The organism is Bradyrhizobium sp. OAE829, assembly GCF_040546575.1.
GTDB lineage: Bacteria > Pseudomonadota > Alphaproteobacteria > Rhizobiales > Xanthobacteraceae > Bradyrhizobium.
In genome coordinates this window covers 3,522,121-3,548,912 of record NZ_JBEPOE010000001.1, presented here as the reverse complement: position 1 = coordinate 3,548,912, position 26,792 = coordinate 3,522,121, and the positions used below count along the sequence as shown (strand labels likewise).

28 protein-coding genes and 2 tRNA genes are annotated in these 26,792 nt (G+C 63.9%); 18 read left to right on the top strand and 12 right to left on the bottom strand.

What is annotated here, in order from left to right; all coding sequences use genetic code 11:
- Window positions 1-68 precede the first annotated feature (68 nt).
- The 3 genes from ABIE49_RS17375 to ABIE49_RS17365 all read right to left on the bottom strand — a co-directional run bounded on the left by ABIE49_RS17375 (window position 69) and on the right by ABIE49_RS17365 (window position 3,774).
- Window positions 69-2,213, bottom strand: a complete 2,145-nt coding sequence (locus ABIE49_RS17375) for a methyl-accepting chemotaxis protein (protein ID WP_192735348.1) — start codon at window positions 2,211-2,213, stop codon at window positions 69-71.
- Between the two features lie 268 nt (window positions 2,214-2,481).
- Window positions 2,482-3,198 (bottom strand): outer membrane protein, encoded by a 717-nt coding sequence (locus ABIE49_RS17370; RefSeq protein WP_192735347.1) that lies wholly within the window; start codon window positions 3,196-3,198, stop codon window positions 2,482-2,484.
- Between the two features lie 255 nt (window positions 3,199-3,453).
- Entirely contained in the window at window positions 3,454-3,774 is a 321-nt protein-coding gene (locus ABIE49_RS17365) for a helix-turn-helix domain-containing protein (protein WP_192735346.1), read from the bottom strand.
- A gap of 102 nt (window positions 3,775-3,876) precedes the next feature.
- Between ABIE49_RS17365 and ABIE49_RS17360 the strand changes: the two genes are divergently transcribed.
- On the top strand, window positions 3,877-4,113 hold the full coding sequence (locus ABIE49_RS17360) for a hypothetical protein (RefSeq protein ID WP_192735345.1): 237 nt from the start codon (window positions 3,877-3,879) through the stop codon (window positions 4,111-4,113).
- Window positions 4,114-4,119: 6 nt separating this feature from the next.
- On the opposite strand, the gene ABIE49_RS17355 is transcribed toward ABIE49_RS17360, so the two are convergent.
- The 3 genes from ABIE49_RS17355 to ABIE49_RS17345 all read right to left on the bottom strand — a co-directional run bounded on the left by ABIE49_RS17355 (window position 4,120) and on the right by ABIE49_RS17345 (window position 6,935).
- Window positions 4,120-5,589 carry a GH1 family beta-glucosidase gene (locus tag ABIE49_RS17355; protein WP_192735344.1) on the bottom strand — a complete coding sequence of 490 codons (1,470 nt, stop codon included), beginning with the start codon at window positions 5,587-5,589 and terminating at the stop codon, window positions 4,120-4,122.
- Between the two features lie 57 nt (window positions 5,590-5,646).
- The gene (locus ABIE49_RS17350) at window positions 5,647-6,618 is read right to left on the bottom strand and encodes a glycoside hydrolase family 16 protein (RefSeq protein ID WP_502915911.1); all 972 of its coding nucleotides are present in this window, start codon (window positions 6,616-6,618) and stop codon (window positions 5,647-5,649) included.
- 104 nt (window positions 6,619-6,722) lie between these two features.
- Window positions 6,723-6,935: a hypothetical protein gene (locus ABIE49_RS17345; protein WP_354066858.1), complete on the bottom strand. Its 213-nt coding sequence runs from the start codon at window positions 6,933-6,935 to the stop codon at window positions 6,723-6,725.
- A 25-nt stretch (window positions 6,936-6,960) separates the two neighbouring features.
- Here ABIE49_RS17345 and ABIE49_RS17340 point away from each other — a divergent pair, with 25 nt between their 5' ends.
- A complete protein-coding gene (locus ABIE49_RS17340) occupies window positions 6,961-7,137 on the top strand; it encodes a hypothetical protein (RefSeq protein WP_354066857.1) in 177 nt (58 codons plus the stop codon).
- 115 nt (window positions 7,138-7,252) lie between these two features.
- On the opposite strand, the gene ABIE49_RS17335 is transcribed toward ABIE49_RS17340, so the two are convergent.
- Window positions 7,253-7,327, bottom strand: a tRNA-Thr gene (locus tag ABIE49_RS17335).
- 251 nt (window positions 7,328-7,578) lie between these two features.
- Here ABIE49_RS17335 and ABIE49_RS17330 point away from each other — a divergent pair.
- From ABIE49_RS17330 to ABIE49_RS17310, 5 genes are all read left to right on the top strand, one after another.
- Window positions 7,579-7,848: a hypothetical protein gene (locus ABIE49_RS17330; protein WP_354066856.1), complete on the top strand. Its 270-nt coding sequence runs from the start codon at window positions 7,579-7,581 to the stop codon at window positions 7,846-7,848.
- Window positions 7,849-7,929: 81 nt separating this feature from the next.
- Window positions 7,930-9,639 carry an FAD-dependent oxidoreductase gene (locus ABIE49_RS17325; RefSeq protein WP_192735342.1) on the top strand — a complete coding sequence of 570 codons (1,710 nt, stop codon included), beginning with the start codon at window positions 7,930-7,932 and terminating at the stop codon, window positions 9,637-9,639.
- A 134-nt stretch (window positions 9,640-9,773) separates the two neighbouring features.
- A complete protein-coding gene (locus tag ABIE49_RS17320; protein WP_192735341.1) occupies window positions 9,774-10,283 on the top strand; it encodes a hypothetical protein in 510 nt (169 codons plus the stop codon).
- Between the two features lie 146 nt (window positions 10,284-10,429).
- Window positions 10,430-11,254, top strand: a complete 825-nt coding sequence (locus tag ABIE49_RS17315) for an alpha/beta fold hydrolase (RefSeq protein WP_192735340.1) — start codon at window positions 10,430-10,432, stop codon at window positions 11,252-11,254.
- Window positions 11,255-11,271: 17 nt separating this feature from the next.
- Window positions 11,272-11,931: an NAD-dependent epimerase/dehydratase family protein gene (locus tag ABIE49_RS17310; RefSeq protein WP_192735339.1), complete on the top strand. Its 660-nt coding sequence runs from the start codon at window positions 11,272-11,274 to the stop codon at window positions 11,929-11,931.
- Window positions 11,932-12,108: 177 nt separating this feature from the next.
- Here the strand turns inward: ABIE49_RS17310 and ABIE49_RS17305 are convergent, their stop codons facing one another.
- The 4 genes from ABIE49_RS17305 to ABIE49_RS17290 are packed head-to-tail and all read right to left on the bottom strand — an operon-like array spanning window position 12,109 to window position 15,131.
- The gene (locus tag ABIE49_RS17305; protein ID WP_192735338.1) at window positions 12,109-12,870 is read right to left on the bottom strand and encodes an ABC transporter ATP-binding protein; all 762 of its coding nucleotides are present in this window, start codon (window positions 12,868-12,870) and stop codon (window positions 12,109-12,111) included.
- Window positions 12,867-13,886 carry a FecCD family ABC transporter permease gene (locus ABIE49_RS17300; RefSeq protein WP_192735337.1) on the bottom strand — a complete coding sequence of 340 codons (1,020 nt, stop codon included), beginning with the start codon at window positions 13,884-13,886 and terminating at the stop codon, window positions 12,867-12,869. The genes ABIE49_RS17305 and ABIE49_RS17300 overlap by 4 nt, the downstream gene beginning before the upstream one ends.
- A 13-nt stretch (window positions 13,887-13,899) precedes the next feature.
- The gene (locus tag ABIE49_RS17295) at window positions 13,900-14,925 is read right to left on the bottom strand and encodes an iron ABC transporter substrate-binding protein (protein ID WP_192735336.1); all 1,026 of its coding nucleotides are present in this window, start codon (window positions 14,923-14,925) and stop codon (window positions 13,900-13,902) included.
- Window positions 14,922-15,131: a TOBE domain-containing protein gene (locus tag ABIE49_RS17290; RefSeq protein WP_192735335.1), complete on the bottom strand. Its 210-nt coding sequence runs from the start codon at window positions 15,129-15,131 to the stop codon at window positions 14,922-14,924. The genes ABIE49_RS17295 and ABIE49_RS17290 overlap by 4 nt, the downstream gene beginning before the upstream one ends.
- Window positions 15,132-15,338: 207 nt before the next feature.
- On the opposite strand from ABIE49_RS17290, the gene murA reads away from it, so the two are divergent.
- The 11 genes from murA (at window position 15,339) to ABIE49_RS17235 (ending at window position 25,886) form a co-directional block, all read left to right on the top strand.
- Window positions 15,339-16,628, top strand: a complete 1,290-nt coding sequence (gene murA, locus ABIE49_RS17285; protein ID WP_192735334.1) for a UDP-N-acetylglucosamine 1-carboxyvinyltransferase — start codon at window positions 15,339-15,341, stop codon at window positions 16,626-16,628.
- 95 nt (window positions 16,629-16,723) lie between these two features.
- Complete coding sequence (locus ABIE49_RS17280) at window positions 16,724-17,179, top strand: DUF2948 family protein (protein WP_192735333.1); 456 nt, start codon at window positions 16,724-16,726, stop codon at window positions 17,177-17,179.
- 140 nt (window positions 17,180-17,319) lie between these two features.
- Window positions 17,320-18,615, top strand: coding sequence for a histidinol dehydrogenase (hisD, locus tag ABIE49_RS17275; protein ID WP_192735332.1), 1,296 nt, complete (start codon window positions 17,320-17,322; stop codon window positions 18,613-18,615).
- Complete coding sequence (locus ABIE49_RS17270; protein ID WP_192735331.1) at window positions 18,612-19,115, top strand: UPF0262 family protein; 504 nt, start codon at window positions 18,612-18,614, stop codon at window positions 19,113-19,115. The genes hisD and ABIE49_RS17270 overlap by 4 nt, the downstream gene beginning before the upstream one ends.
- A gap of 126 nt (window positions 19,116-19,241) precedes the next feature.
- Window positions 19,242-19,709 (top strand): arsenate-mycothiol transferase ArsC, encoded by a 468-nt coding sequence (locus tag ABIE49_RS17265; protein WP_192735330.1) that lies wholly within the window; start codon window positions 19,242-19,244, stop codon window positions 19,707-19,709.
- Between the two features lie 250 nt (window positions 19,710-19,959).
- The gene (locus ABIE49_RS17260; protein ID WP_192735329.1) at window positions 19,960-20,583 is read left to right on the top strand and encodes a Maf-like protein; all 624 of its coding nucleotides are present in this window, start codon (window positions 19,960-19,962) and stop codon (window positions 20,581-20,583) included.
- Window positions 20,573-20,821, top strand: a complete 249-nt coding sequence (yacG, locus tag ABIE49_RS17255) for a DNA gyrase inhibitor YacG (protein ID WP_192735328.1) — start codon at window positions 20,573-20,575, stop codon at window positions 20,819-20,821. Before ABIE49_RS17260 ends, yacG begins: the two co-directional genes overlap by 11 nt.
- Before the next feature lie 328 nt (window positions 20,822-21,149).
- A tRNA-Phe gene (locus ABIE49_RS17250) sits at window positions 21,150-21,225 on the top strand.
- A 348-nt stretch (window positions 21,226-21,573) separates the two neighbouring features.
- Complete coding sequence (locus tag ABIE49_RS17245; RefSeq protein ID WP_354066855.1) at window positions 21,574-24,225, top strand: bifunctional diguanylate cyclase/phosphodiesterase; 2,652 nt, start codon at window positions 21,574-21,576, stop codon at window positions 24,223-24,225.
- 253 nt (window positions 24,226-24,478) lie between these two features.
- Window positions 24,479-24,706 carry a hypothetical protein gene (locus tag ABIE49_RS17240; RefSeq protein WP_354066854.1) on the top strand — a complete coding sequence of 76 codons (228 nt, stop codon included), beginning with the start codon at window positions 24,479-24,481 and terminating at the stop codon, window positions 24,704-24,706.
- A gap of 103 nt (window positions 24,707-24,809) precedes the next feature.
- Window positions 24,810-25,886, top strand: a complete 1,077-nt coding sequence (locus tag ABIE49_RS17235) for a hypothetical protein (RefSeq protein ID WP_192735325.1) — start codon at window positions 24,810-24,812, stop codon at window positions 25,884-25,886.
- 114 nt (window positions 25,887-26,000) lie between these two features.
- On the opposite strand, the gene ABIE49_RS17230 is transcribed toward ABIE49_RS17235, so the two are convergent.
- Window positions 26,001-26,777, bottom strand: a complete 777-nt coding sequence (locus tag ABIE49_RS17230) for an NAD(P)H-dependent oxidoreductase (protein WP_192735324.1) — start codon at window positions 26,775-26,777, stop codon at window positions 26,001-26,003.
- Window positions 26,778-26,792 lie beyond the last annotated feature (15 nt).

Sequence of the window (26,792 nt, the reverse complement as noted above, 5' to 3'; positions counted from 1 at the left end):
TTGCGCCCCCGGGGAATCTCGAGATTCCGGGTTCTATGCTTCGCATAGCCCCGGAATGACGGGACCTTTTACGCCGCCCGGATATTCCCCAGGAACGCGTCGATTTCCGCGCGCAGCACGTCGGCTTCGCGGCGGAGCGCGCCGGAGGCGGTCAAGACTTCGCTGGCGGCGGAGCCAGCTTCGGTCGAGGCGCTGGAGACTCCGACGATGTTGCTGGAAACCTCGCTGGTGCCGCCGGCGGCATGCGAAATGTTGCGCGCGATCTCGCGCGTCGCCGCGCCCTGCTCCTCGACCGCGGCCGCGATCGCGGTCGTGACGTCGTTGATCTCGCCGATCGTGGTAGAGATGCTGCGGATCGCTGACACCGCCGTCGTCGTCACCGTCTGCATGCTGACGATCTGCTGGCGGATCTCGTCGGTGGCCTTCGCGGTCTGGGTGGCGAGGCTCTTCACCTCGGAGGCGACCACGGCGAAGCCGCGGCCGGCTTCGCCGGCGCGGGCGGCTTCGATGGTGGCGTTCAGCGCCAGCAAATTGGTCTGCGAGGCGATGGTCTGGATCAAATCGACCACCACGCTGATGCGGGCGGCGTTGTCGGCCAGGCCCTGCATGGTGGCGTCGGTGGCGCCGGCTTCCTCGACCGCCTTGCGGGCGATCTCCGCCGAGGTGACGACCTGGCGGCCGATTTCCTCTATCGAAGACGACAGTTCCTCGGTGCCCGACGACACGGTCTGGACGTTGACCGAGGTTTCCTCGGCGGCGGAGGCCACCGCGCTCACCAGCGCGCTGGACTGATCGGCGGTCGCCGACATGCTCTGCGCGGTGGTCTGCATCGAGCCGGCCGCTTCCTGCAAGCTATCCAGCGCCGTGCGCACCGTGGTTTCGAACTCGACGATGTGGGTTTCCATGCGGGTGGCGCGCTCGGCCTTGGCGATGCGATCCTGGTCCTGGTCGGCGGTGAGCGCCCGGCTCTGGATCATGCTTTCGCGGAACACGTGCAGCGAATTGGCCATCGCCGCGATCTCGTCCTTCTGGCTGGACTGATAGATTTCCGCTTCGAGATCGCCGCTGGAGAGCAGCTGCATCGAACGCTGCAGATTGCCGATGCGGCGCAGAATGTTGCGGCCGACATAGAGCCAGACGAACAGCACCGATCCGATCAGGGTCGCCGCACCGAGCGCGAGCATGACCGTGGTCGCCAGCGAAATCTCCTTGCCCGCCTGCCGGGTCGAGGCGTCGGTCTCGCCGCGCACCCCGTCCACCAGTTGCTGCACGCTGATGCCGAGGCCGACATTGAGCTTGCGGGTTTCTTCCAAAATGGTCTGGCCGTAATCCGTGGCGTCGAGTTCCTTCTGGCGGACCTTGAAGACGCCGGTCTTGCCTTCGCCGAGCGCCAGCAGGGCTTTCGAGGCGTTGCTCAGTGCCGTCGTCAGGGAACCCTTGGGAAGCTGGTCGAGGTTCGATTTCACGCGCTGCTGCGTAAGGCGGGTTTGCTTCTCGATGGTTTCGAGCGTGTCGCTGCTTTCGGATGAAAGCGCGGCCATCATGTTGAACGCGGTCAGATTGCCGGCGGCGATGATGTCGCTGATCTGCTCGACCGTTTTCTCCGCCTTGGTGGCTTCGTCCTGGTTGAAGCTGGCGGCGCCGAAGATGCTGCTGAGCTGCGTCTGGGCGTCGACCATCGCGGGCGCGGCGGCCTTGACGAACGCGGCCTGGGCCGTGCGCAGCGCTTCATACAGTTTTTCGTGCTGGGCGCCCGTTTCCAGCCGTTCGCGTGCCGCGCCGCCGAGACTCTTGATCATGTCCTCGATGTTCTTCACCGTCTCGGCGAGGGCTGCGACGGTATCCTTGTTGGCGCCGAGCTTGGTGATCTCGGCGAGCCTTTGCAGGGTGATGCGCTGGGTCTCCTGCATCTTTTTGGAGCGTTCGTTCAGCATCTCCTCGCTGCGGGAGGCGAGCAGCCCCGGCCCCTGGCTGGCAAGGCTGGCGCTCTCCGCCGACAATTGCAGGCTGGCCGCAAGGCGCGGGATGTCCCGTCCGCTCAGGTCGACCATGGCCCCGCCGAGATGTCCGAGCACCAGGCCGGCGCCGGCGCTGATCACGATCGCCATGCCGGCGATGACGGCGAAGGCGGCAAACAGGCTGCCTCTGACGCCGAATTTCGGAAAGCTGAAACCCCTAAGCCTGATCTTGCCGATGCTGAATCGTAACGCCATTTGCCGCCGCCCCGTCCCGCTATCCCTGGATGATTCCCCGCGCGGCAGTATCGTGGTACCCGGTTAACAAGTCGGGAAAATGCGGACGCTTTTCGCGATTTGAGCGCTGGCCCGCCATCGAACAATGTTTGAAAGCAGAAAGTTTGACACATCTTCTTGATGCGAACCGGCAGCCGCTTCGCTGGAAAACGCCATTGCGCAAACAACATGGCGCAAACAAAAAGGCCGGCGTTCAAGCCGGCCTTTTCGCGCCTCCCTGTAGAAGCGATCAGTAGCGCCCGCCCGCGAAGTTGAAGCGATAATTGACGCCAACCTTCAACGTATGCTCGTCGTTATGGAAGGTGCCAAAGGGGACCAGCGCGACCGGGGTCACGAAGCGGGTGGTGCCGAAGTCGTAGTACATGTATTCGGCCTTGGCCGACCAGTTCGGGGCAAACATGTATTCGACGCCGGCGCCGACGGTGTAGCCATTGCTGTGATTCTTATCGAGCGTGAACGCGACCGGCACGCCGGCAAAGGTCAGGGTGTCGCGATTGTTCGAATAGGCGTAGCCGCCTTTGACGTAGAGCATGCCCGGGCCCCAGGTGTAGCCGACGCGGGCGGTGATCGAAGCGATCGCGCGCTGATCGTTGTTGTAGACGAAGCCGTTCGGGAACACCGAACTGAGGTTGTTCTGGCCGAGCCAGCTGTACTGGCCCTCGGCGCCGATGACCCAGTTCGGCGCGAACTGATAATCGGCACCGGCCTGCACGCCGCCCAGCAGGCGCGCGCTGTAGTCGCTGAGCACCAGGCCGTTGAAAGTGTTGCTGCTCGAGAAGGCGCCGCCGAGATGGGCGCCGAGATAGAAGCCGGTCCAGTTGTAGAGCGGCGCGGCATAGGCCGGCGCCTTGTTGTAGTAGGGCCGTGCGCCCATGTCGGCGCCGAGCGCCGGGGACGTCGCGCCGAGGGCTGCAAGAGCGACGATAGCGAGCAGGAACTTCTTCATGGTCGTGGGTCTCCGGAAAATCGTTGGGAGGCGCCGCATGCCGGGCGCCGTCCATGGCGTGCAGTTAGACAGCTTTTGAATAAAATGCTGTCACTTGCCGGGCACACCGGTCGATTACCCAACCCATTGGTGAACAAACGTTTTTTGTGCTTAACGAAGCCTTATTTTCTGTGCTTAACGGTGTCCTAAGGCAAGCTTAATGAAGCCTTAAAATCGGGTCCCTCGGCGCGCGGCGCGCGGCGCGAAAGCTGTGCCTTAAGCAATGCGCCGCCGCACGTCGCCGCGCATCTGCTCGCGGAACGCCTGCCGCCGTGCCGGCCGGTCCTTTTCAGCGACGTCATGGCGGTCGAACACGTTGAACATTTCCAGGATCGGATAGCGGTCGCTGGCCATCGCCAGGATGCGCAGCAGTTCGGCGACGGGCCCGCTCGGGCCGGTGACCTCCCATTTCCGAATCGTGGTGGCGCCGTCTTCAGGCGGCAGCCCGCAGAGCTTGGCCATGTCGGCCACGCCAAGGGGTTGGCCGATTGCCTCAGCGAGGTCTTCGCGCAGTTTCTTCAGTTCCGGACCGGTCACGGGTTCTCCGTTTTAATGCGGGCTTCTGTGAAGTACGTCACACACCGGGGCCGGAGTGCAAGCTATACGCAGCGCAATCAGTTCCTCGAGGAGGAGGCAGTCATGCGCAGCTTGATCGAAAGCCTTACCCCCGACAGCCGCCGGATCTACTGGCGCTGGGTCGGTGGCATCTTCGGCCTTTATGTCGTCTTGATGGTCGGTGCCGCCAGCATGTTCATCAGCCACGAATCATCGCGGAACGTGCGGCATGAACCCGCCGTGACTGTGGCAGTCAAAGGTGACCGCGCGCCATCACATCAGGATTCAATCCCGCAGCCGCAGCTGGTGCGCTATCACTAAGCGGCTTCAGGCGCCGATCGCGTTGCGCGTCACCACGTCGCGATAAAACGACGCACTGAGCTTCGGCGTCCGGCGCTGGGTTTCAAAATCGACGTGGACGAGCCCGAAGCGCTTTTCGTAGCCATAGATCCATTCGAAATTGTCCATCAGGGTCCACAGGAAATAGCCGCGGACCGGCACGCCCTCGGCCACGGCGCGCTGCAGCTGCCGCAAATAGTTGCGCAGGTACATGATGCGGTCGAGATCGTAGATCTTGCCGTCGGCATGCACCTTGTCCTCCGACGAGGTGCCGTTCTCGGTGATGTAGATCGTCTTCAGGTTCCAGACCTTGGCCGCGAGCCGCGGCGCCCAATAGATCGTTTCGGGACCGATACGCAGCCAGTCGGCGCTCATGTGCGGAAACGAGGCGGGGAAGGGCAGCACCGACCAGCCCGGCTTCTTGTCTGACGCTGCGATGTAGAATTGCGGCGCGTAGATGTTGAGGCCGACGAAATCGTTGGGCGAGCCGATGATCTTCAATTCCTCGGCGGTGAATTTCGGCGCATCCTTGCCGGCATATTCGAGGAAGCCGTCGGTGTATTTGCCCTCCAGCATCACGCTGAGCAGGCCTGAGTTCAGTTCGCGGGTCGCGATCTCGGCGGCGCGGACGTTTTCGGGCGTGTCGAAGGCCGGCACGCAGGTCGCGATGTTCTCGGCCGGGCCGACCTTGGTGCCGGCGCGCCCGCGGGCGCGGATCGCCTGCACCGCAAGGCCGTGGCCCAATACGACGTTATGCCGTGCCTGGTTCAATTCTGCATTCGGCAGTTTGAGGCCGGGCGCGTCGATGCCCCATCCGTAGCCGAAATTCAGGAAACGCCCGGCTTCGTTCAGCGTGAAGATGTTTTTGACGCGGTCGGTCAAGCGCTCCGCGATATAGCCAGCGTAATCCGCGAACGCTTTCGAGGTGTCGGTGGACTGCCAGCCGCCGACGCGGTCCTGCAACGCCTGCGGCAAGTCCCAATGATACAGCGTCGCGTAGGGTTCGATGCCTTTGGCCAGGAGTTCGTCGAGCAGCCGGTTGTAGAAATCGAGGCCCTTGGGATTGGGTTTGCCGGTGCCTTCCGGAAACACCCGCGGCCACGCGATCGAGAAGCGGTAGTGCTTGACGCCGAGATCGCGCATCAGGCCGACGTCTTCCTTGTAGCGATGATAGTGTTCGTTGGCGCGGTCCCCGGTGGTCTTGTCCTCGATCTTGCCCGGGGTGTGGGCGAAGGTGTCCCAGATCGAGCGGCCGCGGCCGTCCTCGTTGACCGCGCCCTCGATCTGATAGGCCGACGTCGCGGTGCCCCAGCGAAAGTCTTTCGGGAAACGGGCAGGGGCGTGCGGGTCGGCGGCTGTTTTTTGTTTTGGGGCCGCATTCGCCGATGTCGCCGCCAGACCAAGCGCGGAGAAGCCCGCCAGCTTGGCAAATTGCCGGCGCGAGAATTTCCCGGACATCACGTTCTCCGTCAGCTTCGGTGCTGCCGGCTTGCGCGTCCCGGCCGGTTGCAATGATCAGTATGTATCAATTTGATAAGCCGAAATCCGGTCGATTTCGAATTCCACGACATTGGGAGACAGGCCGTCGACGAATCCGACGCCCTCCATCGTCTTCGAACCCATCGCAAGGTTGACGATCATGTACATGGGAGCGTCGAAGCCGACCGGGACCTTGATCTCCGACACCGGCTGGCGGTCGATGAAATAGATGATGCGATCGCGCTGCCACAGCACACCGTAATTATGGAATTCGCTCCGCGTATCGGCAACCATGAAGTCGAACCCGCAACGTTCGACCCGTCCGGTGGCCGGGATCCGCCAATGCGTGGTCATCACGATGTTGTCGTGCTGCTGTCCGCGGCCCTCCATGACGTCGATTTCCGGCGGCCAGCCGCCATCATCTGCGAGCATCCAGAACGCCGGCCACACGCCGACCCCGGCCGGGATCTTGGAGCGCATTTCGAAATAGCCGTACTTCTGCGTGAACTTGCTCTGCGTGGTCAGGATGCCCGAGATGTACTCATTGTTGAACAGCAGGGACCGCAAGTCGGGCGGAGTCCGGCTGGCGATGATCGAGAGGATGCCATTGCGGACCCGGAACGGGTCGAGCCCGAGCGGCACCGTGCCCCGCCCGCCATACACTGAATCGACGTAAATCTGCTGTTCGCCATTATAGCTGGTCTTGCGCTTGAAATCGGAACCTTCGCCGCCCCAGTAGCGCGACTGCGGCCAGGCGGCGCCTCCGGCGTAGTGCGGCACCCACCGTGCCTCGACCAGCGGATGCACGTCGAAATCGTCGTGGAAGGTTCGATGCAGCGACACCGGCACGCGCGGATCATCAGCTTCGATCTTGCGGCACTGATCTCCGAGCGCGCGGGTCGGCACCTGCAAGGTGAGCTGGGGCAGCGCCAGCGTGGGATCGCTTTGCGGATAAGCCGGCATGGCCGTGAAAAGGCAAAAGATCAATGCGAGTGCGTGCGGTCTCAACCTGTTGATCCCCAGGGTTCGCGCATGCGAATCCCGGGGTTCGCGCATGCGCTGGAGTCGACGGGCGAAAGACATAGCAGATCGCGGAATCGAAAAGGATGCGGCTATTTGATCGTCGCGTTCACGGTAATGACCGAGGTACCTGACGCCGTCGGCCCCTTGCCCGTTGCCTTGATCACAAAAGTGTCGCTCCCCTTGTATTTCGCCTTCGCCCTGTATTCGTAAGTGGATGCGTCGAGCTTCTTCAACTTGCCGCGTGCCGGCTTCTGCGAAATTTCAGAGCTGGTCACCGTGCCGCGTATCTTGATCGGAAACACGCAGCTTTCCCCGGCCGCGATGTCAATGTCGCCGGTCGAGTTCTCGCCCCAGTTCGCCAGTGTCGTTGATGCCGAACAGTCGGAAGCGGCCGGCGCCGAAGATGCCGGCGCCACGCTCGTGGCTGCAACGATCAGCGCCAAAGCGGCGACTTTGGATGGTTGCAAAATGGAGGTTCTCGTTTTCATTCAGATTCCACACTGATCAAGTTTCCCCAAGGGTGGCATATCATATGTCCGAATTGGAAGACGGGGTGGCGTGTGGAAAAAGTTGAGCGATGCATTCGCTCATGAAGACACAGCCAATTCAGAGCCAGGAATGGTGCTGCCAGACAGGATTGAACTGTCGACCTCTCCATTACCAATGGAGTGCTCTACCACTGAGCTACGGCAGCATGCCCGAAAATTAAGAATCGGCCCAAAAGGCCCCTACAGGCGGCCGGTTCTTGCCACAAGGACCCCTCTGGCGCAAGCACGCGGAAGGGTCCGAAAGGGCCCAAAACGGGCAAAAATTGGCATGGTCGCCGGCTCATGGGTTCAAGCCGGGCCAACTCGGGCCGATCGGTTCCATTTCGCCAGCCGACCCCGGACGCCAGCGCCGCCGAATCATTGTGGCGCGTCCGGCAAGGAGGCGATTGCGCGGCGGGTGGACGAAACCCAATATGTCCGGAGAGAAGAAGAGTGCCGCGACGGCACACCTGACGGGCCCAGGATGCAAGACGATCAAGACGAGCGCACGGGAAAAACCGATGGCGGTGTGAAGGATTCGCGACGGCAGCGCTTGAAGCTGGCGCTGCGCGAAAATCTCAAGCGGCGGAAGTCGCAGGCGCGGGGGCGCAACGATGAGGCTGCGGCATCTTCCGAAAGCGCCGATGCCTCCCTAGATGACGCGGGCGGCGAGAAGCCGGGCCGATAGCGGACAGGAAAATTCCCGGCCGCTCGCCGGGTGGTCCGGGACATGCTCTCCGCAAGCTCTGAATTTTAATTGGGTGGCGAGATGAGTGCAGACACCACGACAGCCGGTCCGGCGGCCGGCCAAAATTCCTTCGCGTTTCCGCGCCACGAACAGACCTTCCCGACGCTGACGTCGCACGAAATCGAGCGCATGCGCCGGTTCGGCGAATTGCGCAGCTACAAACACGGCGAAGCGCTGTTCGAGACCGGCAAGCCCGGGCCCGGCATGTTCGTGGTGCTGTCGGGCCACGTCGCGATCACGCTGCGCGACGGCCTCGGCCATGTCACGCCCGTCATCGATCAGTGCGTTGGACAATTCGTGGCCGAGATCGGCCAGCTCTCCGGCCGTGTCGCGCTGGTCGACGGCCATGCCGAGGGCGACGTCGAGACGCTGCTGATTCCGCCGGACCGGTTGCGGGCGCTGCTGATGGCCGAAGCCGATCTCGGCGAGCGCATCATGCGCGCGCTGGTGCTGCGCCGGGTCAGCCTGATCCAGGGCGGCGTCGGCGGCCCGGTGCTGATCGGGCCGGCCTCGCTCGGCGACATGGCGCGCTTGCAGAACTTTTTGACGCGCAACGGTCAGCCGCATCATCTGCTCGATCCCGAGACCGACAAGGACGCCGCCGATCTCGTCGAGCGCTATTCGGCCGCGCGCAGCGATTTGCCGCTGGTGGTGTGTCCCGACGGCACCGTGCTGCGCAATCCGTCAGAAACCTCGCTGGCGCTTGCGATGGGCATGATCACCAACCACGCGCATGACAAGCTCTACGATGTCGCCGTGGTCGGCAGCGGTCCGGCCGGGCTTGCCACCGCGGTCTATGCGGCGTCGGAAGGTTTGTCGGTCGCCGTGTTCGATTCCCGCGCCTTTGGCGGGCAGGCCGGGGCCAGTGCGCGGATTGAGAACTATCTGGGATTCCCCACCGGCATTTCCGGCCAGGCGCTGGCCGGGCGGGCCTACAACCAGGCGCAGAAATTCGGCGCCGAAATGCTGATCCCGGTCTCCATCCGCTCGCTGGACTGCACGAAGCCCGATGGTTTGTTCGCGCTGGCGACCGAATGCGGGCAGTCGCTGAAAGCCAAATCGGTCGTGGTCGCGAGCGGCGCGCGCTACCGCCGGCCCGAAATCGAAAACCTCGACGCCTATGAGGGCCGCGGCGTCTGGTACTGGGCCTCGCCGATCGAGGCCAAGCTGTGCGTCGATCAGGACGTGGTGTTGGTCGGCGGCGGCAACTCCGCCGGACAGGCGGCGGTGTTTTTGTCGAGCCATGCGCGGAAAGTCTACATGATCATCCGCGGCGGCGGCCTCGGCGCCAGCATGTCGCACTATCTCATCGAGCGCATCGAAGCGACTGACAATATCGAGCTGATCTTCAACGCTGAAGTGGTCGGCCTCGAGGGCGAGGACGCATCGCTGCGGCACGTGCGCTGGCGCAGCCGTCTGGCCCCGGACGAGGTGCAGAGCCTCGACATCCGCAATCTCTTTCTGTTCGTCGGCGCCGATCCCGCGACTGGCTGGCTCGAAGGCTGCGGCGTCAAGGTCGACCGCGCCGGTTTTGTTCTCACCGGCGTCCAAGGTGGCCAGATTAGCGAGCGTTCGGTGCCGTTTTTGGAAACCACGGTGCCCGGCGTGTTCGCGGTCGGCGATGTCCGCTCCGGCTCGGTCAAGCGCGTCGGCGGCGCGATCGGCGAGGGCGCGCAAGTGGTGGCGGCATTGCACGGCTTTCTCGCCGACGGCTCGAAGCCGGCGCTTTAATCCGCCTGCGACTTTCGTCGATGCCTCGCGCGTTGCCGCACATGCCTGCGTTGCCGAAGCTGCAACGGACGCGTGTGGCAATTTGTTTTGCTGCGTCGTAACGTGCGGCGGGTTTCCAACGAAGGGGGCACTTCATGATACTGGGTATGAGCACGGCGACATTTGTTCTCGTGCATGTCGTCATCAGTTTGATCGCAATCGTCTCAGGCCTCATCGTGATGTTCGGAATGCTCGGCTCGAAGCGGCAGCCCGGCCTCACCGCGATCTTCCTGCTGACGACGATCCTGACCAGCGCCACCGGCTTTGTGATTCCGCCGCTGCTGTTCGAGAAGATGTTACCGTCGCATTTGTTCGGCCTGCTCTCGCTGGTGCTGCTGGCGATCGCCTGCTTCGCGCTCTACATCATGAATCTGCGCGGCGCCTGGCGCTGGATCTACGCGCTGACCGCGCTGGTGGCGCTCTATCTCAATGTGTTCGTGCTGGTGGTGCAGTCGTTCCTGAAGGTGCCGGCGCTGCATGCGCTGGCGCCGAGCGTGCCGCCGGCCGAGCCGCCCTTTGCGGTCGCCCAGGGCATCGTGCTCGTGTTCTTCGTGATCGTGATCATCGGCGTGATCCGGCGGTACCGGCCGGCGATGGCCGTTTGATTACGTCATTCCGGGGCGACGCGTAGCGTCGAACTACGATGTGCAATCGCACATCGGAGAATCTCTTGCCGAATAACTTCTGGATTCCGGGTCCACGCTTGCGCGTGTCCCGGAATGACGGGTGCAGACAAAAAAGGAGTTTCCCCATGCCCATGATCACAACAAGAGACGGCGTCGACATCTTCTACAAGGACTGGGGCTCCGGTCAGCCCATCGTGTTCAGCCACGGCTGGCCGCTGTCGGCGGACGACTGGGACACGCAGATGCTGTTCTTCCTCCACAACGGCTTTCGCGTCATCGCCCATGACCGCCGTGGCCATGGCCGCTCTGCCCAAGTCGGCGACGGCCACGACATGGACCATTATGCCGACGACCTCGCGGCGGTGACGGCGCATCTCGATCTGAAGAACGCGGTGCACGTCGGCCATTCCACCGGCGGCGGCGAGGTGGTGCATTACATTGCCCGCCACGGCGAGAGCCGGGTGGCGAAGGCCGCGATCATCAGCGCAGTGCCGCCGCTGATGGTGAAGACGGCTGCCAATCCCGGCGGCCTGCCGAAGGATGTCTTCGACGGCTTGCAGGCCGCACTCGCGGCCAATCGCTCAAACTTCTATCGCGATCTCCCGTCCGGCCCGTTCTACGGCTACAACCGGCCCGGCGCCAAACCATCCGAGGCCGTGATCGAGAATTGGTGGCGCCAGGGCATGATGGGCGGCGCCAAGGCACATTACGACGGCATCGTCGCCTTCTCGCAGACCGATTTCACCGAGGATCTGAAGAAGATCAACGTGCCCGTGCTTGTCATGCATGGCGATGACGACCAGATCGTGCCTTACGCCGACTCCGCGCCGCTCTCGGCCAAGCTGCTGAAGAACGGCATCCTGAAAACCTACAAGGGTTTTCCGCATGGCATGCCGACCACGGAAGCGGCGACGATCAATGCGGACCTGCTCGCCTTCATCAAGGGATGAGCCAGGCTCACCCTGACATGAAGGTCATTCTGTTCGGCGCCACCGGCATGGTTGGGCAGGGCGTGCTGCGCGAATGCCTGCTCGACGCCGGTGTCGAGCGCGTGCTGGTGGTCGGGCGCAGCCCGACCGGGCAAAAGCACGCCAAGCTTCGTGAAGTCTTGCACAAAGACTTCACGAACTTCTCCGCAATCGAGTCCGATCTCACCGGATACGACGCCTGTTTCTTCTGCCTCGGCGTTTCCTCGGTCGGCATGGACGCCGAGCGCTACCGGCATCTGACCTATGACGTCACGATGGCCGCGGCGAACACGCTGGTTCGGCTCAACCCCGGCATGGTGTTCACCTACGTCACCGGCCGCAGCACGGATTCAACCGAACAGGGCCCGGTGCGCTGGGCGCGCGTTAAAGGCAAGACCGAGAACGATCTGCTCAAGCTGCCGTTCAAGGCCGCCTACATGTTCCGGCCCGCCGGGATCCAGCCGCTGCACGGCGTGCGCTCGAAGACAGGCTGGGTGAACGCGATCTATGTCGTCGCCGCACCGCTGCTGTCGTATCTCGCCCGCACCTCGCCGAAGTTCATGACAACAAGCGAACAACTCGGCCGCGCCATGATCAAGGTCGCACGCGATGGCTATCCGAAGCCGGTGCTGGAGAGCGAGGATATCAACGCGGTCTGACGAATGTGCATCGTCGCACGTTCACGGGCTGCATGGTTCGAGACGCGCGAAGCCGCGCTCCTCACCATGAGGGAAAGAGGAGTTCCTCATCCCCGCGTGAGCGTAAGCTCATCGCTGGAGAAGGCGCGAAGCGCCGTCTCGAAGGACGAGGCCCCCGCTATAAGATGCCCCTATCGATCACCCCGGCACAAACGCCGTCCCGCTCGCATCCGCAATCACCCGCACCGGCGCGCCGTAAAGCGCTTCCAGCCGCGCCTGCGTCAAAATCTCCTTTGTCGGTCCTTCTGCAATGCGCTCACCGCCGCGCAGCAGGTAGGCGCGGTCGGCAGCGCGCAGCGCGTGGTTGGGATCGTGGGTGGTGAACAGCACGCCAAGGCCGGAAGCGGCCAGCGCGCGGATCTCGCGCATCACCTTGCCCTGGTTGCCGAAGTCGAGATTGGCGGTCGGCTCGTCCAGCACGATGAATTGCGGTTCCTGCGCCAGCGCCCGCGCCAGCAGCACCAGTTGTCGCTCGCCACCGGAGATCATGGTGTAGGGCCGGTTCGCCAGCGCTGCGATCCCGAGCCGGTCGAGCATGGTGGCCGCGACCACGCGATCCCTTGCCGTCGGCCGCGCGAACAGATCGCCATGCGCGGTACGGCCCATCAGCACCACGGCTTCCACCGCGAACGCAAATGTCGCGACGTGGGTCTGCGGCACATAGGCGATCAGGCGCGCGCGTTCGCGGATCGAGCGGGACGACAGGTCAGCGCCGTCGAGCCGCACCTCGCCCGCTTTCGGCGGCAATAGTCCGAGCAGGGTTTTCAAGAGCGTGGTCTTGCCGCCGCCATTGGGTCCGAGCAGCGCCAGCACTTCGCCGGTCTCCATCCGGACATCGAGCGAGGTGCCGACCACGCGGTCCGGATAGCCGATCGTGAGTTTGTCGCCCTCGAGGATCATGACCAGTTCTTTTGCACGCTGGCGAGCAGCCAGATGAAGAACGGCGTGCCGATCACGGCGGTGAGGATGCCGAGCGGAATTTCGACCTGCGCCATGGTGCGCGCCAGCGTGTCGATCAGCAGCAGATAGCCGCCGCCGAGAATTGCCGCTGCCGGCAACAGCCGCGCGAAATCGGGTCCCACCAAAGATCGCGCCAGATGCGGCACGACGAGGCCGACCCAGCCGATGATTCCGGCGGTAGCGACGCTGGCCGAGGTGACGAGGGTCGCCGCCGCGACGATGGCAATGCGCAACGGCCCAGTGGCGACGCCGAGCGCGCGCGCCTCTTCCTCCGGAAGCGACATCACGTTCATGCGCCAGCGCAGCGCGACCAGCACAGCGGTGCCGAGCGCGACCGGGCCGAACAGCGGCAGCAGATCGGCAATGCCGGTCGCCGACAGGCTGCCGAGCAGCCAGAACGTCATGGCCGGAAGCTGGTTGTAGGGGTCGGCGAGATATTTCACGAGGCCGACGCCGGCGCCGAACAGCGAGCCGACCACGACGCCGGTGAGCACCAGCACCAGGATCGGATCGCGCGAGCGCACCGCAGCCCCGATCACATAGACGATCGCGACCGCGATCAGCCCGCCCACGAATGCGACGGCCTGGATCGCGAAGATGCCAAGCGAGAGATAGATGCCGACTACGGCGCCAAGCGCCGCGCCCGACGATGCGCCGAGAATGTCCGGCGAGACCAGCGGATTGCGAAACAACCCCTGAAACGCGGTACCGGCCACCGCGAGCGCCGCACCCACCAGCATCGCCGCGATCACGCGCGGCCCGCGCACCTGGAAAATGACGCTTTCGACCGCGGGATGAACGTCGGCGCGGTGCCCGGCCAGCTTCGCGTAGAGCACGCTGAGGAGATCGCCAAGCCCTACCGGATAGCGGCCGACGGTGAGCGCGAGCAGCAGGCCCGCGATCAGCACCGCTATCGCGATCGCAAATCCGGGCACGGCCGATCGGGCATTGTTCATGCGGACAAGGCTATCAATCCCGGCCCGCAAGTACATGGTCGATTTGCGCCGCCGTCGGGGTGACATGATAGAAGCGGGAATAGAAATCTGATGTCAGCGCGCGCAGGTCTTCCGGAAAGCGCTCGGGGTAAAGCAGCTTGGCGAGCCACCACAGCCCGATCAGGCGATTGACCGAGGGCGGAAAATCCACCCAGCCGAACGGCATTTTCGGCGACAGGTGCACGCGGTTGTCGCGCACGGCTTTGACCGACGCCCAGGCCGGATCGCTCCGCACATTGGCGGCGAACTCCTGGTCGATGGTTACGATCACATCGGGATTCCACACCAGGACCTGTTCGATCGAGACATTGGCGAGCCCTCCCTGCGTTCCGCCCGCGACGTTGCGGCCGAGCATCTCGATGGTCTCGACGTTGATCGAGCCGCCGATGCCGGTCGAGAGCCCGCGCGGCCCGCGCGCGTAATAGACTTTTGGGCGTTCGCCTGCTGCGATCGGCGCGATGCGATCGAGGATGGTCTTCAGCGTGTCTTCGGCATAGCGCGCGAGTTTCTCGGCATCCTCGACTCGTCCGATCAGTTCGCCGAGCGTGCGATAGGTACCGGCGATGCCGGCGAAGCGGCCGTCCAGCAACGCGTAGGGAATGCCGGTCTGCTCCTGCACCTTTTCCGCCAGCGATACGAAGGTGGCGCTGGTCGATCCGACGTCCAGGATGAGATCGGGCTTGGCGGCCAGCACGGTTTCGAGATTGGCGGTGTTGCCGCGGCCGGTGATGCGGCCGACTTCCGGCCGGGCGCAGATATCCGGCAGCATGTAGGCGCATTCTTCAGCCCGGTTGGCGCGCGGCCAGCCGATCAGCAATTCCGGCGCCAGCGTATAAAGCAGTATCGCCGCCGGCGGCCCGGCGGGAAACACGCGCGCAACTTTTGCCGGGATTGGCACCGCGCGTCCCGCAGCATCCCTCACGGTAGCCGCGAATGCGCGGCGCGGCCCGATCAGGGCCGCGGCCGACAGGCCTGCGAGCAGCGTGCGGCGGTCGATCAATCGACACCCACCATCACGTCGCTGGCCTTGATCACGGCCGTCGCGGCCTTACCCTTGGCCAGCTTGAGATCGTCGACCGCTTCATTGGTGATCGACGCGGTGACGGTGACGCCGCCGCCGATGTCGATCCGGACATGCGACGTGGTCGCGCCCTTGACGATGTCGGTGATGGTGCCCTTGAGCTGGTTGCGCGCGCTGATTTTCACAGGAGGCTCCGTGTTGGTGGCAGGCCGGGAGCCGAACTGTCGTGACAGCCAATGCTCCGTGTTGCTGACTCACCATAGCAACTCAGAATACAGCGGTCTAACCGGCCTGGAATCGTGCAACCCCATCAAATAGCCGCAAATTTCAAGGCTTTTGCCATTGGGGTTTCGCGGCCCCCATACGTTCTACATAGCAAAAGGGGGGGTGGCATGGACCGCATTCGGATTGTCGGCGGAAGCCCGCTCAACGGCACCATCGCGATTTCTGGCGCGAAGAATGCCGCGCTGCCGCTGATGATCGCGGGGCTGCTCACCGAAGAAACCCTTGTTCTCGACAACGTGCCGCGGCTCGCCGACGTCGCGCAGCTGCAGCGTATCCTCGGCAATCACGGCGTCGATATCATGTCCGCGGGCAAGCGGCCCGGTGACCGCGAATATCAGGGACAGACCCTGCATATTTCGGCGGCTGATGTCATCGATACGACCGCGCCTTACGAACTGGTGTCACGGATGCGCGCCAGTTTTTGGGTGATCGCGCCGCTCTTGGCGCGGATGCACGAGGCGAAGGTCTCGCTGCCGGGCGGCTGCGCGATCGGCACGCGGCCGGTCGACCTGCTGATCATGGCGCTGGAGAAACTCGGGGCCGAGATCACCATCGACGCCGGCTATGTGGTCGCCAAAGCGCCCGGCGGCCTGCGCGGCGCGTCGATCGATTTCCCCAAGGTGACAGTCAGCGGCACCCACGTCGCGCTGATGGCGGCGACGCTGGCCAGAGGCACGACCATCATCGACAACGCGGCCTGCGAGCCCGAGATATCAGACGTCGCCGATTGCCTGAACAAGATGGGCGCGCGGATCACCGGCGCCGGCACGCCGCGCATCGTGGTCGAGGGCGTCGAAAAACTGCACGGCGCGCGGCATACCGTGCTGCCCGACCGCATCGAGACCGGCACCTATGCGATGGCGGTGGCGATGACCGGCGGCGAGGTGCAGCTGGCCGGCGCACGGCCGGAGCTGCTGCAATCGGCGCTCGACGTGCTGACCGAAGCGGGCGCCGTCATCACCGTCAACAAGGACGGCATAAAAGTTTCCCGCAACGGTGCGGGGATCAAGCCGGTCAACGTGTCGACCGCGCCGTTCCCGGGCTTCCCGACCGATCTGCAGGCGCAGCTGATGGCGCTGATGGCCTGCGCCGGCGGCTCCTCGCAGATCACCGAAACCATTTTCGAAAACCGCTTCATGCATGTGCAGGAGCTGGCGCGGTTCGGCGCGAAAATTTCGCTCGACGGCGAAACCGCTACCATTGACGGCACCGCGAGCTTGCGCGGCGCGCCGGTCATGGCGACCGATCTGCGCGCGTCGGTGTCGCTGGTCATCGCCGCCCTTGCCGCCGAAGGCGAGACCATGGTCAACCGGATCTATCATCTCGACCGCGGTTTTGAGCGGCTGGAGGAAAAACTGTCGGCCTGCGGCGCCTCGATCCAGCGCATCAGCGACTGACGTGTATCCGGCAAAAGCATGTCTTCGGACTTGATCCGGGGATGGGAACCGGTTTTGCGGCTAGGCTACGCACAAATTAAAGGTAAAGTTGGCGCATGGGTTCGCCTGAACAGCTCAAACTGATCGCGCTCGACGCCGATGATCTCTCGGTGATCTCGGCGCATGTCCAGGATGCCCGTGTGCAGGCTTCCGACATCGTCTGGCGACAGGACGAAAAACGCCTGGTGGTCGGCATGTTCAGGCTCGACTGGGAGCAGACGCTGTCCGGCGGCACCACCCCGCGGCGGACGATCGCAGCATTGCGCTTCGACCGGGTGCTGGCCTGCAAGTCGCGCAATATCGACCTGGATGCGCCGGACGCCGTGCTGGAACTGGTCGGGATCGAATTTCACCCCGGCGAAGCCCCCGGCGGCAGCGCCTTGCTGCTGTTCAGCCATGGCGGGGCGCTGCGGCTGGACGTCGAATGCCTGGAATGCGGGCTGACCGACCTCGGCGCCGACGACCTCGGCAGCAGCGATATCGGCATCGCGCCGTCCGGGCAGGAGGCCTGAAAGGCCCCTCCTTCGCCGGGACGACGGGGTTTTGGGCTTGCCCCCTTTGAACCATCCTGCCAGGGCGGACTCAAAGGGTTGACGGCCCTTGGCCGCCGCGCCATTGAGCATAGGCCCGCAAGCCTCCACAGAAAGCCACCATGCCCATTCGCCTGGACAGAAGCAGCGCCGATTTCGACCAGCGCTTTGGCGCCTTTCTCGGCGCCAAGCGCGAAGCATCCGCCGATGTCGAGCGGGCGACCCGCGCCATTGTCGATGACGTGGCCGCGCGCGGCGACGCCGCCCTGCTCGAAGCGACCCGCAAATTCGACCGGCTGGATATCGCAGCCAGCGGCCTGCGCGTCACCGCTGGTGAGATCGCGGCCGCGACCAAAGCCTGCGACAGCGCCACGCTGGAAGCGCTGAAATTCGCGCGCGACCGGATCGAGATGTTCCATCGCCGCCAACTGCCCAAGGACGAGCGCTTCACCGATGCGCTCGGCGTCGAGCTCGGCTGGCGCTGGAGCGCGATCGACGCGGTCGGCCTCTACGTGCCCGGCGGCACGGCGGCGTATCCGTCCTCGGTGCTGATGAATGCGGTGCCGGCCGCGGTGGCCGGTGTGCCGCGCGTGGTGATGGTGGTGCCGTCGCCGGACGGCAAGCTCAACCCGCTGGTGCTGGCGGCAGCTGAGCTCGGCGGCGTTTCGGAAATCTACCGCGTCGGTGGCGCGCAGGCCGTGGCCGCGCTCGCCTACGGCACCGCCACGATCGCGCCGGTGGCAAAGATCGTCGGCCCCGGCAACGCCTATGTCGCCGCCGCCAAGCGGCAGGTGTTCGGCAAGGTCGGCATCGACATGATCGCCGGCCCCTCCGAAGTGCTCGTCATCGCCGACGACACCGGCAATGCCGGCTGGATCGCGGCTGATCTTTTGGCGCAGGCCGAACACGATGCCAGCGCGCAGTCGATCCTGATCACCGACAGCGAACGTCTCGCCGCCGAGGTCGAACTGGCGGTGGAAGCGCAGCTCGTCACCCTGCCGCGCGCGGAAATCGCGCGCGCCTCGTGGCAGGATTTCGGCGCCATCATCATGGTGAAAAAGCTCGACGACGCCGTGGAGTTGGCGAACGCCATCGCCGCCGAGCATTTGGAAATCATGACCGCGGACGCCGAAGCGCTGTCGGCAAAGGTCCGCAACGCCGGCGCGATCTTCCTGGGGGCCCATACGCCCGAGGCGATTGGCGACTATGTCGGCGGCTCCAACCACGTGCTGCCGACCGCGCGCTCGGCGCGGTTCTCGTCGGGCCTCGGCGTGCTAGACTTCATGAAGCGCACCTCGATTCTCAAATGCGGGCCGGACCAGTTGCGCGCGCTGGGACCCGCCGCGATGACCCTGGGCAAGGCCGAAGGTCTCGATGCCCATTCACGCTCGATCGGATTGCGCCTCAACCTGTCATGACCAAGCCGCCCGCAGAGGAAGACCCGCAGAACCGCATTGTCGCGGTGACGCTGGACGAGGAATCGATCGGGCGTTCCGGGCCTGACATCGAGCACGAGCGCGCGATCGCGATCTACGACCTGATCGAGCAGAACCTGTTCGCGCCTGACGGGGCGGAGAGCGGCCCGTTCACGCTGCACCTTGCGATCACCGGCAACCGGCTGATGTTCGACATCCGCCGCGAGGACGGCACGCCCGTGGTGGCGCATCTGCTGTCGCTGACGCCGTTCCGGCGGATCGTGAAGGACTATTTCATGATCTGCGACAGCTACTACCAGGCGATCCGGACCGCGACGACCGACAAGATCGAGGCCATCGACATGGGCCGCCGCGGCATCCATGACGAGGGCTCGCGCACGCTGCAGGAGCGGCTGAAGGGCAAGGTACGCGTCGATTTCGAAACCGCGCGGCGGCTGTTCACGCTGATCTGCGTGCTGCACTGGAAGGGGCAGGACGCATGACCCCGAAAAGTGCGAAGCGGTTTTCTCGGACAAACGCCTTCGTTTGTCCTGAGGTCATGCGTCAAATAAAGCGCGGGATCCGACTTTCGGAGAGGCTCGCGCCCCGAACAAGAGAAGACTGACCGCATGGACGCGCCGTCCCGCGCGCGCAATCCGCAGGCCGTATTGTTCTCATGCGGCCTGAACAGCGTGCGTTCGCCGATGGCCGAAAGCCTGCTGCAGCAAATGTTTCCGCAGGCGCTCTATGTGAAGTCCGCCGGCGTCAAGAAGGGCGAGCTCGATCCGTTCGCGGTCGCGGTGATGGCCGAACTCGGCCAGGATATTTCGGGCCACAAGCCGCAGACGTTCGAGGAACTCGAGGATTGGGAAGGGCTCAATTTCGACCTCATCATCACGCTGTCGCCCGAAGCGCATCACAAGGCGCTGGCGCTGACGCACACGCTGGCCGCCGATGTCGAATACTGGCCGACGCCGGATCCGACCGACACCGAAGGCAGCCGCGAGCAGAAGCTGCAAGCCTATCGCGACGTCTGCGACGGCCTCTCGCTGCGCATCCGCCGGCGATTTTCGAAGGTGGGCGCGGCGAGCGGGTGAACCACCCTCGGTGTCGTCCCTGCGAACGCAGGGACCCATACGCCGCGGCGGGTGTGATTTGGAGTGATGGCTGTGGCAACTTCCTTTCCAGCCGTAACCGCCGGTGGTTATGGGCCCCTGCGTTCGCAGGGGCGACGCGAGATTTTTCTACGCAGCAACAACCACTTGCCACCCGGTTGTGAAAACCACGCCCTTCCGATAGGTTCCGCGCGCATTCGCCCCTCGATTCCTCCGCCTCCCAAAAATCAGCATGCTTGGCCGTCCCAAATTCGTTCTTGCCTCCGGTTCGCCGCGACGGCTCAGCCTGCTCAACCAGGCCGGCATCGAGCCCGACGCGCTGCGTCCCGCTGACGTCGACGAGACCCCGAAGCGGGGCGAGCTGCCGCGCGCCTGCGCCAACCGCCTGGCGCGCGCCAAGGCGGATGCTGCGCTGAAATCCGTGCAGCTCGATGACGAGCTGCGCGGTTCCTTCATCCTCGCCGCCGACACCGTGGTCGCGGTCGGCCGCCGCATCCTGCCGAAGGCGAACCTGGTCGACGAAGCCTCGCAGTGCCTGCGGCTGCTGTCGGGCCGCAACCATCGCGTCTACACGGCGATCTGCCTGGTGACGCCGAAGGAAGCCTTTCGCCAACGCCTGATCGAGACCCGCGTGCGCTTCAAGCGGCTCAACGAGGACGACATCCAGGCCTATATCGGCTCCGGCGAATGGCGCGGCAAAGCCGGCGGCTATGCGGTGCAGGGCATCGCTGGATCGTTCGTGGTCAAGATGGTCGGCTCCTACACCAACATCGTCGGCCTGCCGCTCTATGAAACGGTCACGCTGCTGGGCGGCGAAGGTTTTCCGATCCGCTTCGGCTGGTTGAATGCCAGCTGACCCGCCCAAAGATACGGGCCAGGAAACGGGCAAGGATGCCGGCCAGGCCGGATCGGGCGTGTCGAAACCGGCATCGAAGCCTTCATCGAAGCCTTGCCCGGAATGCGGCAAGCCCGCCGAAAACCCCAAAACCCTGCCGTTCTGTTCCCCGCGCTGCCGCGACGTCGACCTGAACCGCTGGCTCTCCGGCCGCTACGTCATCCCCGGCAAAGAGAATGAGGCAGAAGACGAGGAGTAGGGGCGATCCTTCCCTCTCCCGCTTGCGGGGGAGGGTGCCGAGCAAAGCGAGGTGGGTGGGGGCTCTCTCCACACGAACAGTCTGACTTGCGGCAACACCCCCACCCCAACCCTCCCCCGCAAGCGGGAGAGGGGGCGCAGCCGAGTTCGTCGCCGCCGACTGGCCCAGAAACCATATCCCCCGACACCAAATACCGCTTATTCCCCAACAATTTGGCGGATAACTCCCAAGCGGGCCTGCCGCGCCGTAGCCGAAGGCGAAGGCGGGTGGACACGGCCCTCTCGCCCCACTATAAACCGCCCGCTCCGGGCCGTTTTCGCCCCGCAGTGCCCAGGTAGCTCAGTTGGTAGAGCATGCGACTGAAAATCGCAGTGTCGGTGGTTCGATCCCGCCCCTGGGCACCATCAATCTCAGTATCGCCGCATCCCGAAGAAGTCGCCGAGCAAGGGCTTGTCCCGGCGTAGCCCGTTCGGGCGAAGCCGGATGGTTCGATCCCGCCCCTGCGCGCCGCAGGATCGCGGCTATCTCAGTGATGTTACGGGGTTTTTGAAATAAACATTAAGCTTGTCCGAACACCAAAGCTTAAGGCTGCCGACGCTACGTTCGGGGATTGCAAGATCTCGGCGGTGCCCGGCCCGCGGCCATGCGGAACTCGGGCGGTTCAGGCGAAGATAGTCGATGTCATATTTGAAGGCGTTGCTATGCTCTGAGAGCGCAACCGTGGGTTTCCGGATCGCGCGGGATTGCGTGCTGTGATTCATGCCCGCAGATTGCTCCGCAAGGCCGCAAAAGGAATCCTGCGAAATGCCCCGCTGCAAATCGCGCTGTTCTTTTTGCCGCTGGTGTGGATCGGCTACTTCGCGATCACGTCTTCGGAACGGACGGAGGCGCTGCAACAGGCGCGGGCGCACGGAAACAGTGTCGCTCAACTGTTTGAGGAAAATACCGAGCGGATATTCGAACGGGTAGATCAGTCACTGCTGGTCGTGCGTGCGCTTTACGCACAGGACCCCGCCGCCTTCAGCCTGAAATTCTGGGCCGGTAAGGCGCAGATGGCGAGCGGCGACGTGGTGCAGTTCTCGCTGATCGGACCGGACGGCTATTTGTCCGATACGACGACCGGCTACTCCGGCCCGCCGCTGTATCTCGGGGACCGGGAGCACTTCGTTAAGGTAATGGAGCTGGCCGAAGATCGGCTCTATGTCGCAAAGCCGGTGTTCGGGCGGGCGTCGAACAAATGGACCATCCAGATCGCAAGAAAGCTGTCCGACCACGGCAAGGGTCCGGCGGGCGTCGTCGTCGGCTCGATCAGTGTGGACCTGGTCGGCAGGTTCTACGACACCGCAAAGCTCGGTGTCGGCGGAACCCTCGTTCTCAGAAATGCCGACTACATCGTGCTCGCCGCGCGGGGAATAGACCAGAGCACGGTGCTGGGACAGCGCAATCCCGGCCACGTCGAAGGCGCGTTACGGGACAGCGCCTATAGCCAATATTGGAACTGGAGCGGGAGCGAAGGCCGCGCGAACCGGAGCAACCGGTTGATCACCGCGCGCCGATCGCGCGTTTTTCCGCTGATCTTTACCGCCGGCCTTTCGGAGCAGGAGATCTATTCGCGCTCTCAAGCCAGGCAGAAAATCTATCTCGGTGGCTCGCTTCTGCTCACTTTCATCATCCTGATGGCGACCGCGCTGCACTGGCGAAGACAGAAGGCGCTCGACGCGGCACAGCGCGAATTGCGCGACTCCCTGAGCAAATTCGAGGACGCGCTGCGAAACCTTCCGCAGGGGTTGAGCATGTTCGATGGCGAGGATCGCCTGATCGCGTTCAACCGGCAATGGCTCGATGCCTATGAGCTTTCGCCTGACAACATCAGGGTCGGCATGAACTTCCGCGAGGTGTTTGCACACCAGGAGGCGGTGCGTGATCTCGACGCCTATCTGGTTGACCTCAAGGACCGGCTCGCCAAATCGGAAAACACCTCGAACACGGTGCAGTTTCCGGACGGGCGCGTCATCCATATTTCCTATGGACGGCGCGAGAGCGGTGGCTGGGTTGCGACGCATGAAGACATCACCGAACGCAAGGCTTCCGAGGACCGCATCGAGAGGCTGGCGCACTATGACAGCCTGACCGGCCTTGCGAATCGCAACCTGTTCAAGGGCTGCCTTGACGAAGCGCTGGACAAGTATCTTCTGCACCATGCGCCGTTCGCCGTGCTCCTGCTGGATCTCGACAAGTTCAAGTCCGTCAACGACGCGCTCGGCCACCACTGCGGCGATGCGCTTCTCAAGCAGGTCGCTGGCCGGATCAAGGCGCAGGCCCGGACCGTCGATACGGCGGCCCGGATCGGCGGCGACGAGTTTGCGCTGATCGTGGCGCCGGGCTCGTCCGCGCTGCAGGACGACGCCGCAACACTTGCCGCGCGCCTGGTCAAGGCCATTGCCGAACCCTATGAAATAGACGGCCATCCGGTCGTGATCGGATGCAGCATCGGTGTCGCCGTGGTGCCCGAGCATGGCACGCGCGTCGATGAAATTCTTCGCAATGCCGATCTTGCGCTCTACAAGTCGAAGAATGCCGGTCGAAATGGTTTCCATCTCTACTCGCCGGAGCTCAAGGCCGAAGCCGACCAGCGCGACATCCTTGAAATCGAGCTTCGCGAGGCAATCTGGCGCGAAGAGATCGAGGTGTTCTATCAGCCCATATTCGAGCTCTCCACGGGCCGCGCGACGTCGGTCGAGGCCCTGGCGCGCTGGCGCCACAAGACCAGGGGCCTGATCCCTCCCGCTGAATTCATTCCGGTTGCGGAACAGGGGGGATTGATCGGCGAGCTCGGCGATCTGGTGCTCGCCAAGGCGTGTCGCCATGCCGTGATGCTGCCGGACGATATCAAGGTTGCCGTCAACCTCTCGGCTCTGCAATTTGCGGGCGGCAATCTCGTCGATTCCGTCATGGCCGCGCTGGCAGACAGCGGACTCGCCGAGACACGGCTGGAGCTCGAGATCACCGAGAGCGTCTTTCTGGCCGACAGCCAGGAAAATCTCAAGACGCTCGAACGCCTGAAGCGGCTTGGCGTTTCCATCGCGCTCGATGATTTCGGCGTCGGCTATTCGTCACTGTCCTATCTGACCGCTTTTCCGTTCAACAAGGTCAAGATCGACAAGTCGTTCATCGACAGGATCGGCCGCGCCGAGACCGTTGCCGTCCTCGGATCGATCGTCCAGCTTGCGAAGACGTTGAACCTTTCGATCGTCGCCGAAGGCGTCGAGACATCCGAACAGGTCGAAAAGATCCGCGCGCTCGGAATTGCCCTGGGCCAGGGATATCTCTTCAGCAAGCCCGTGCCGTTCGGCGAACTATTGCTGCAGGTCCTTCCCGAGAGCGAGCGGCAGGCCGTGGCGTGACAGGTCGGTGGGACCTTCTACCCGCCCGGTTCGCCAACGTAAGCGACATCCGGGAATTGGTTGGCCCATCCCCGCGCATCGCTCTGCCCATGCGGGCCGGCATCCGAAAACCTTCACGTTTTCCTGCAACGGCGTGGTAGCGTGCAATCCGCGGGCTGAGGAGCCCGCATCCGTGGTACGCCGGCTCCATTTCCTGGAATCGTATGGCGCCGGAGAAGTCGGGATTGGCGAAGGCGGTCGAGGAACGATCACCGTGCTGAACAAACCGGTTTGGCGCTTTGCACTTTGGCTTGTGTTCATTCCGGTGGGAGGGGTCCTCGGTGATTTCGCGGGACGGTGGCTCGCATCCGGCACCGATCAGATTTACCTGTTTCGTTCCGTTGGCTCGGTCGTCGGCGCCTGCCTCGCCACCTGGATATTGCTGAAGATCACCGGGCCGCCTGGCCCTGATCGGCCCAAGGACATGCGTAGCGGCAATTGATTTCCAACAGGCGGTTTGCCGCGGCCAAGACGCGGTGCTGGAGGAAGCGGAATCCGCTCAGGACGGAGGACTTCATATGCGCGTTGTCCCTGGGGGCCCCGTCTTGTCTAGGCTGGTTGCGACAGCGCTGACGCTTGCCGTCGCGTTCGGGTCCGCCGGCAGAACGGCGGCAGCTTTCGAAGCGCGCGATCTCGTCGGCTGGTGGATTTCCGTTGACGATACCTTCCCCGCGTTGATCCGCGGCGACACGGTCGTGTCGATGGAGGAGCTTCTCGTCATTGGCGAGGACGGCGTGGCCGAGAGCCGCATCATGAAGTTTCAGCCGACCGGCGCCGTCATTTGCGCGCAACTCGGCGCCAGCGCTTGCAGCGATGCACCCCTCGCCGGACGTGCCCGCCTTACGCTCGACGGCAATCGTCTGCAGATGCGAGAGCGTACCGCCGCGACCGACCCGATCGATACGCCGCAAATGGATCCCCATATCCGCAACCTCGCGGTCTCGACCACGTCCGAATGGACTGTTGTGCCCGAGCGTGAGGGCCGCCGACTGGTCCTGCATTCCGCGGCGCCGGCCTGGACGGCGGAGTCGGCGGCTGACGGCGGTGCCCGCATCAGGCTCAAGTCAAATCAAGGGGACGTGCGGCGCACCCTGGTCAAGATTGATCCGGCCGCGTTGCGCGCGATCTGGGCGGGCATCGTGTATTCCGGACTCCCGCCGCACAAGCACTGGCGCTGCTACCTCGCCAACGCAACCGCTTCGGACCCGGCATTTGCCGACGTCCTCGCGCCGCGGCATCCGCCATTGTCGCATCTCGCCGGATACCTGCGGGTCGCGAGCTACATGACGGCACTGGACGCCTTCCTCGTGCAGCCGGTCGGCGACCATCCTGATCCGGATGTCCGCAAGCTCGTCGGACGGCCGGTTGATCAACTGATGCACACACGCTTCGCAGGGCTGCAGCCGCCGGCGGCATTCGCCGAAGTGCGTACCGTCGCTGCCCGCAAGGCCTACGTCGCTGCGCGTGCCCAAGGCGCGAGCGACGAGGCAGCGAGGGCTGCGATCGCCGCCATCACCCGCGGTGAGCCGCTCCAGATTCATGTCAGCGACGAAGAGATCGCCGCCTACGCGAGCCTGCACCCGGGTGGCGCCGATTTCAAACGGCTGTTCTGCAGCGAATAAGCCAGCGGGCGTAGGGCGGATTGGAGGCGAAGCCGTAATCCGCCGTTGTGTGCTTCTAGAGTGGCGGATTACGCCTTCGGCTCCAATCCGCCCTACCGCACTTCTTAAGCCGCGCTATTCGAGCTCAAGCGTCTTCGTTCGACGGATAAACGGGGAATAAACCGGACTATCCGGCGTGATGAGGCCGTCAGCACCCCAATGCGCCATCTTGTTGAAGGGGATGGACGGGATGCTGTCGAGGTTATGAAGCAGGGAAGACCAGTCCGTCGTGATCTTGTTCAGGCGCGCGTCCACGGTCGCCGAATCCGAATAACGTAGTCCGGCCTCGACGCCGTAGGCGACGAAATGATTGAGAACCTCGAAACCGACATAGGCCAATGAAAAATTGATTGGCCACAACAGCAGGTCGATATCGCCGCTGCGTCCGTTATGCGCGTAGGTTGCCTCGCTGGTACCCACGGTGACCGAGATCATGGCCCGCCTGCCGACGAAGCGGCCATGCTCGAAGCGCTGCTTGCTCGTGTAGACGTCGCCATAGATGAAGACGCGGTCCATCCAGCCCTTCAGGATGGCCGGCGGCAGATGCCACCACATCGGATACTGCAGGATAACGAGATCGGCCTTTTCGAGCAGCGCAATCTCGCTCGCCACATCCGCAGGGATGGTTCCGCCGCCGGAGGCGTTCCGTTGCTCGGACTGGACGTCAAACCGTTGCGGCGCGATGCGCTCGACGTAGTGAGAGGCCCGTTCGCAGGGGTCGAAGTCCAACTGATACAGGTCGGAGATGCTGACGCTCCATCCCTGCGCTTCGAGTGCGTGGCGTGCCGTCGTTGCCAGATGCGCGTTGTAGGATTGCGGCTCGGGGTGGGCGAGGACGATATGGGCGTGCATCGCAGTTTCCTTCGT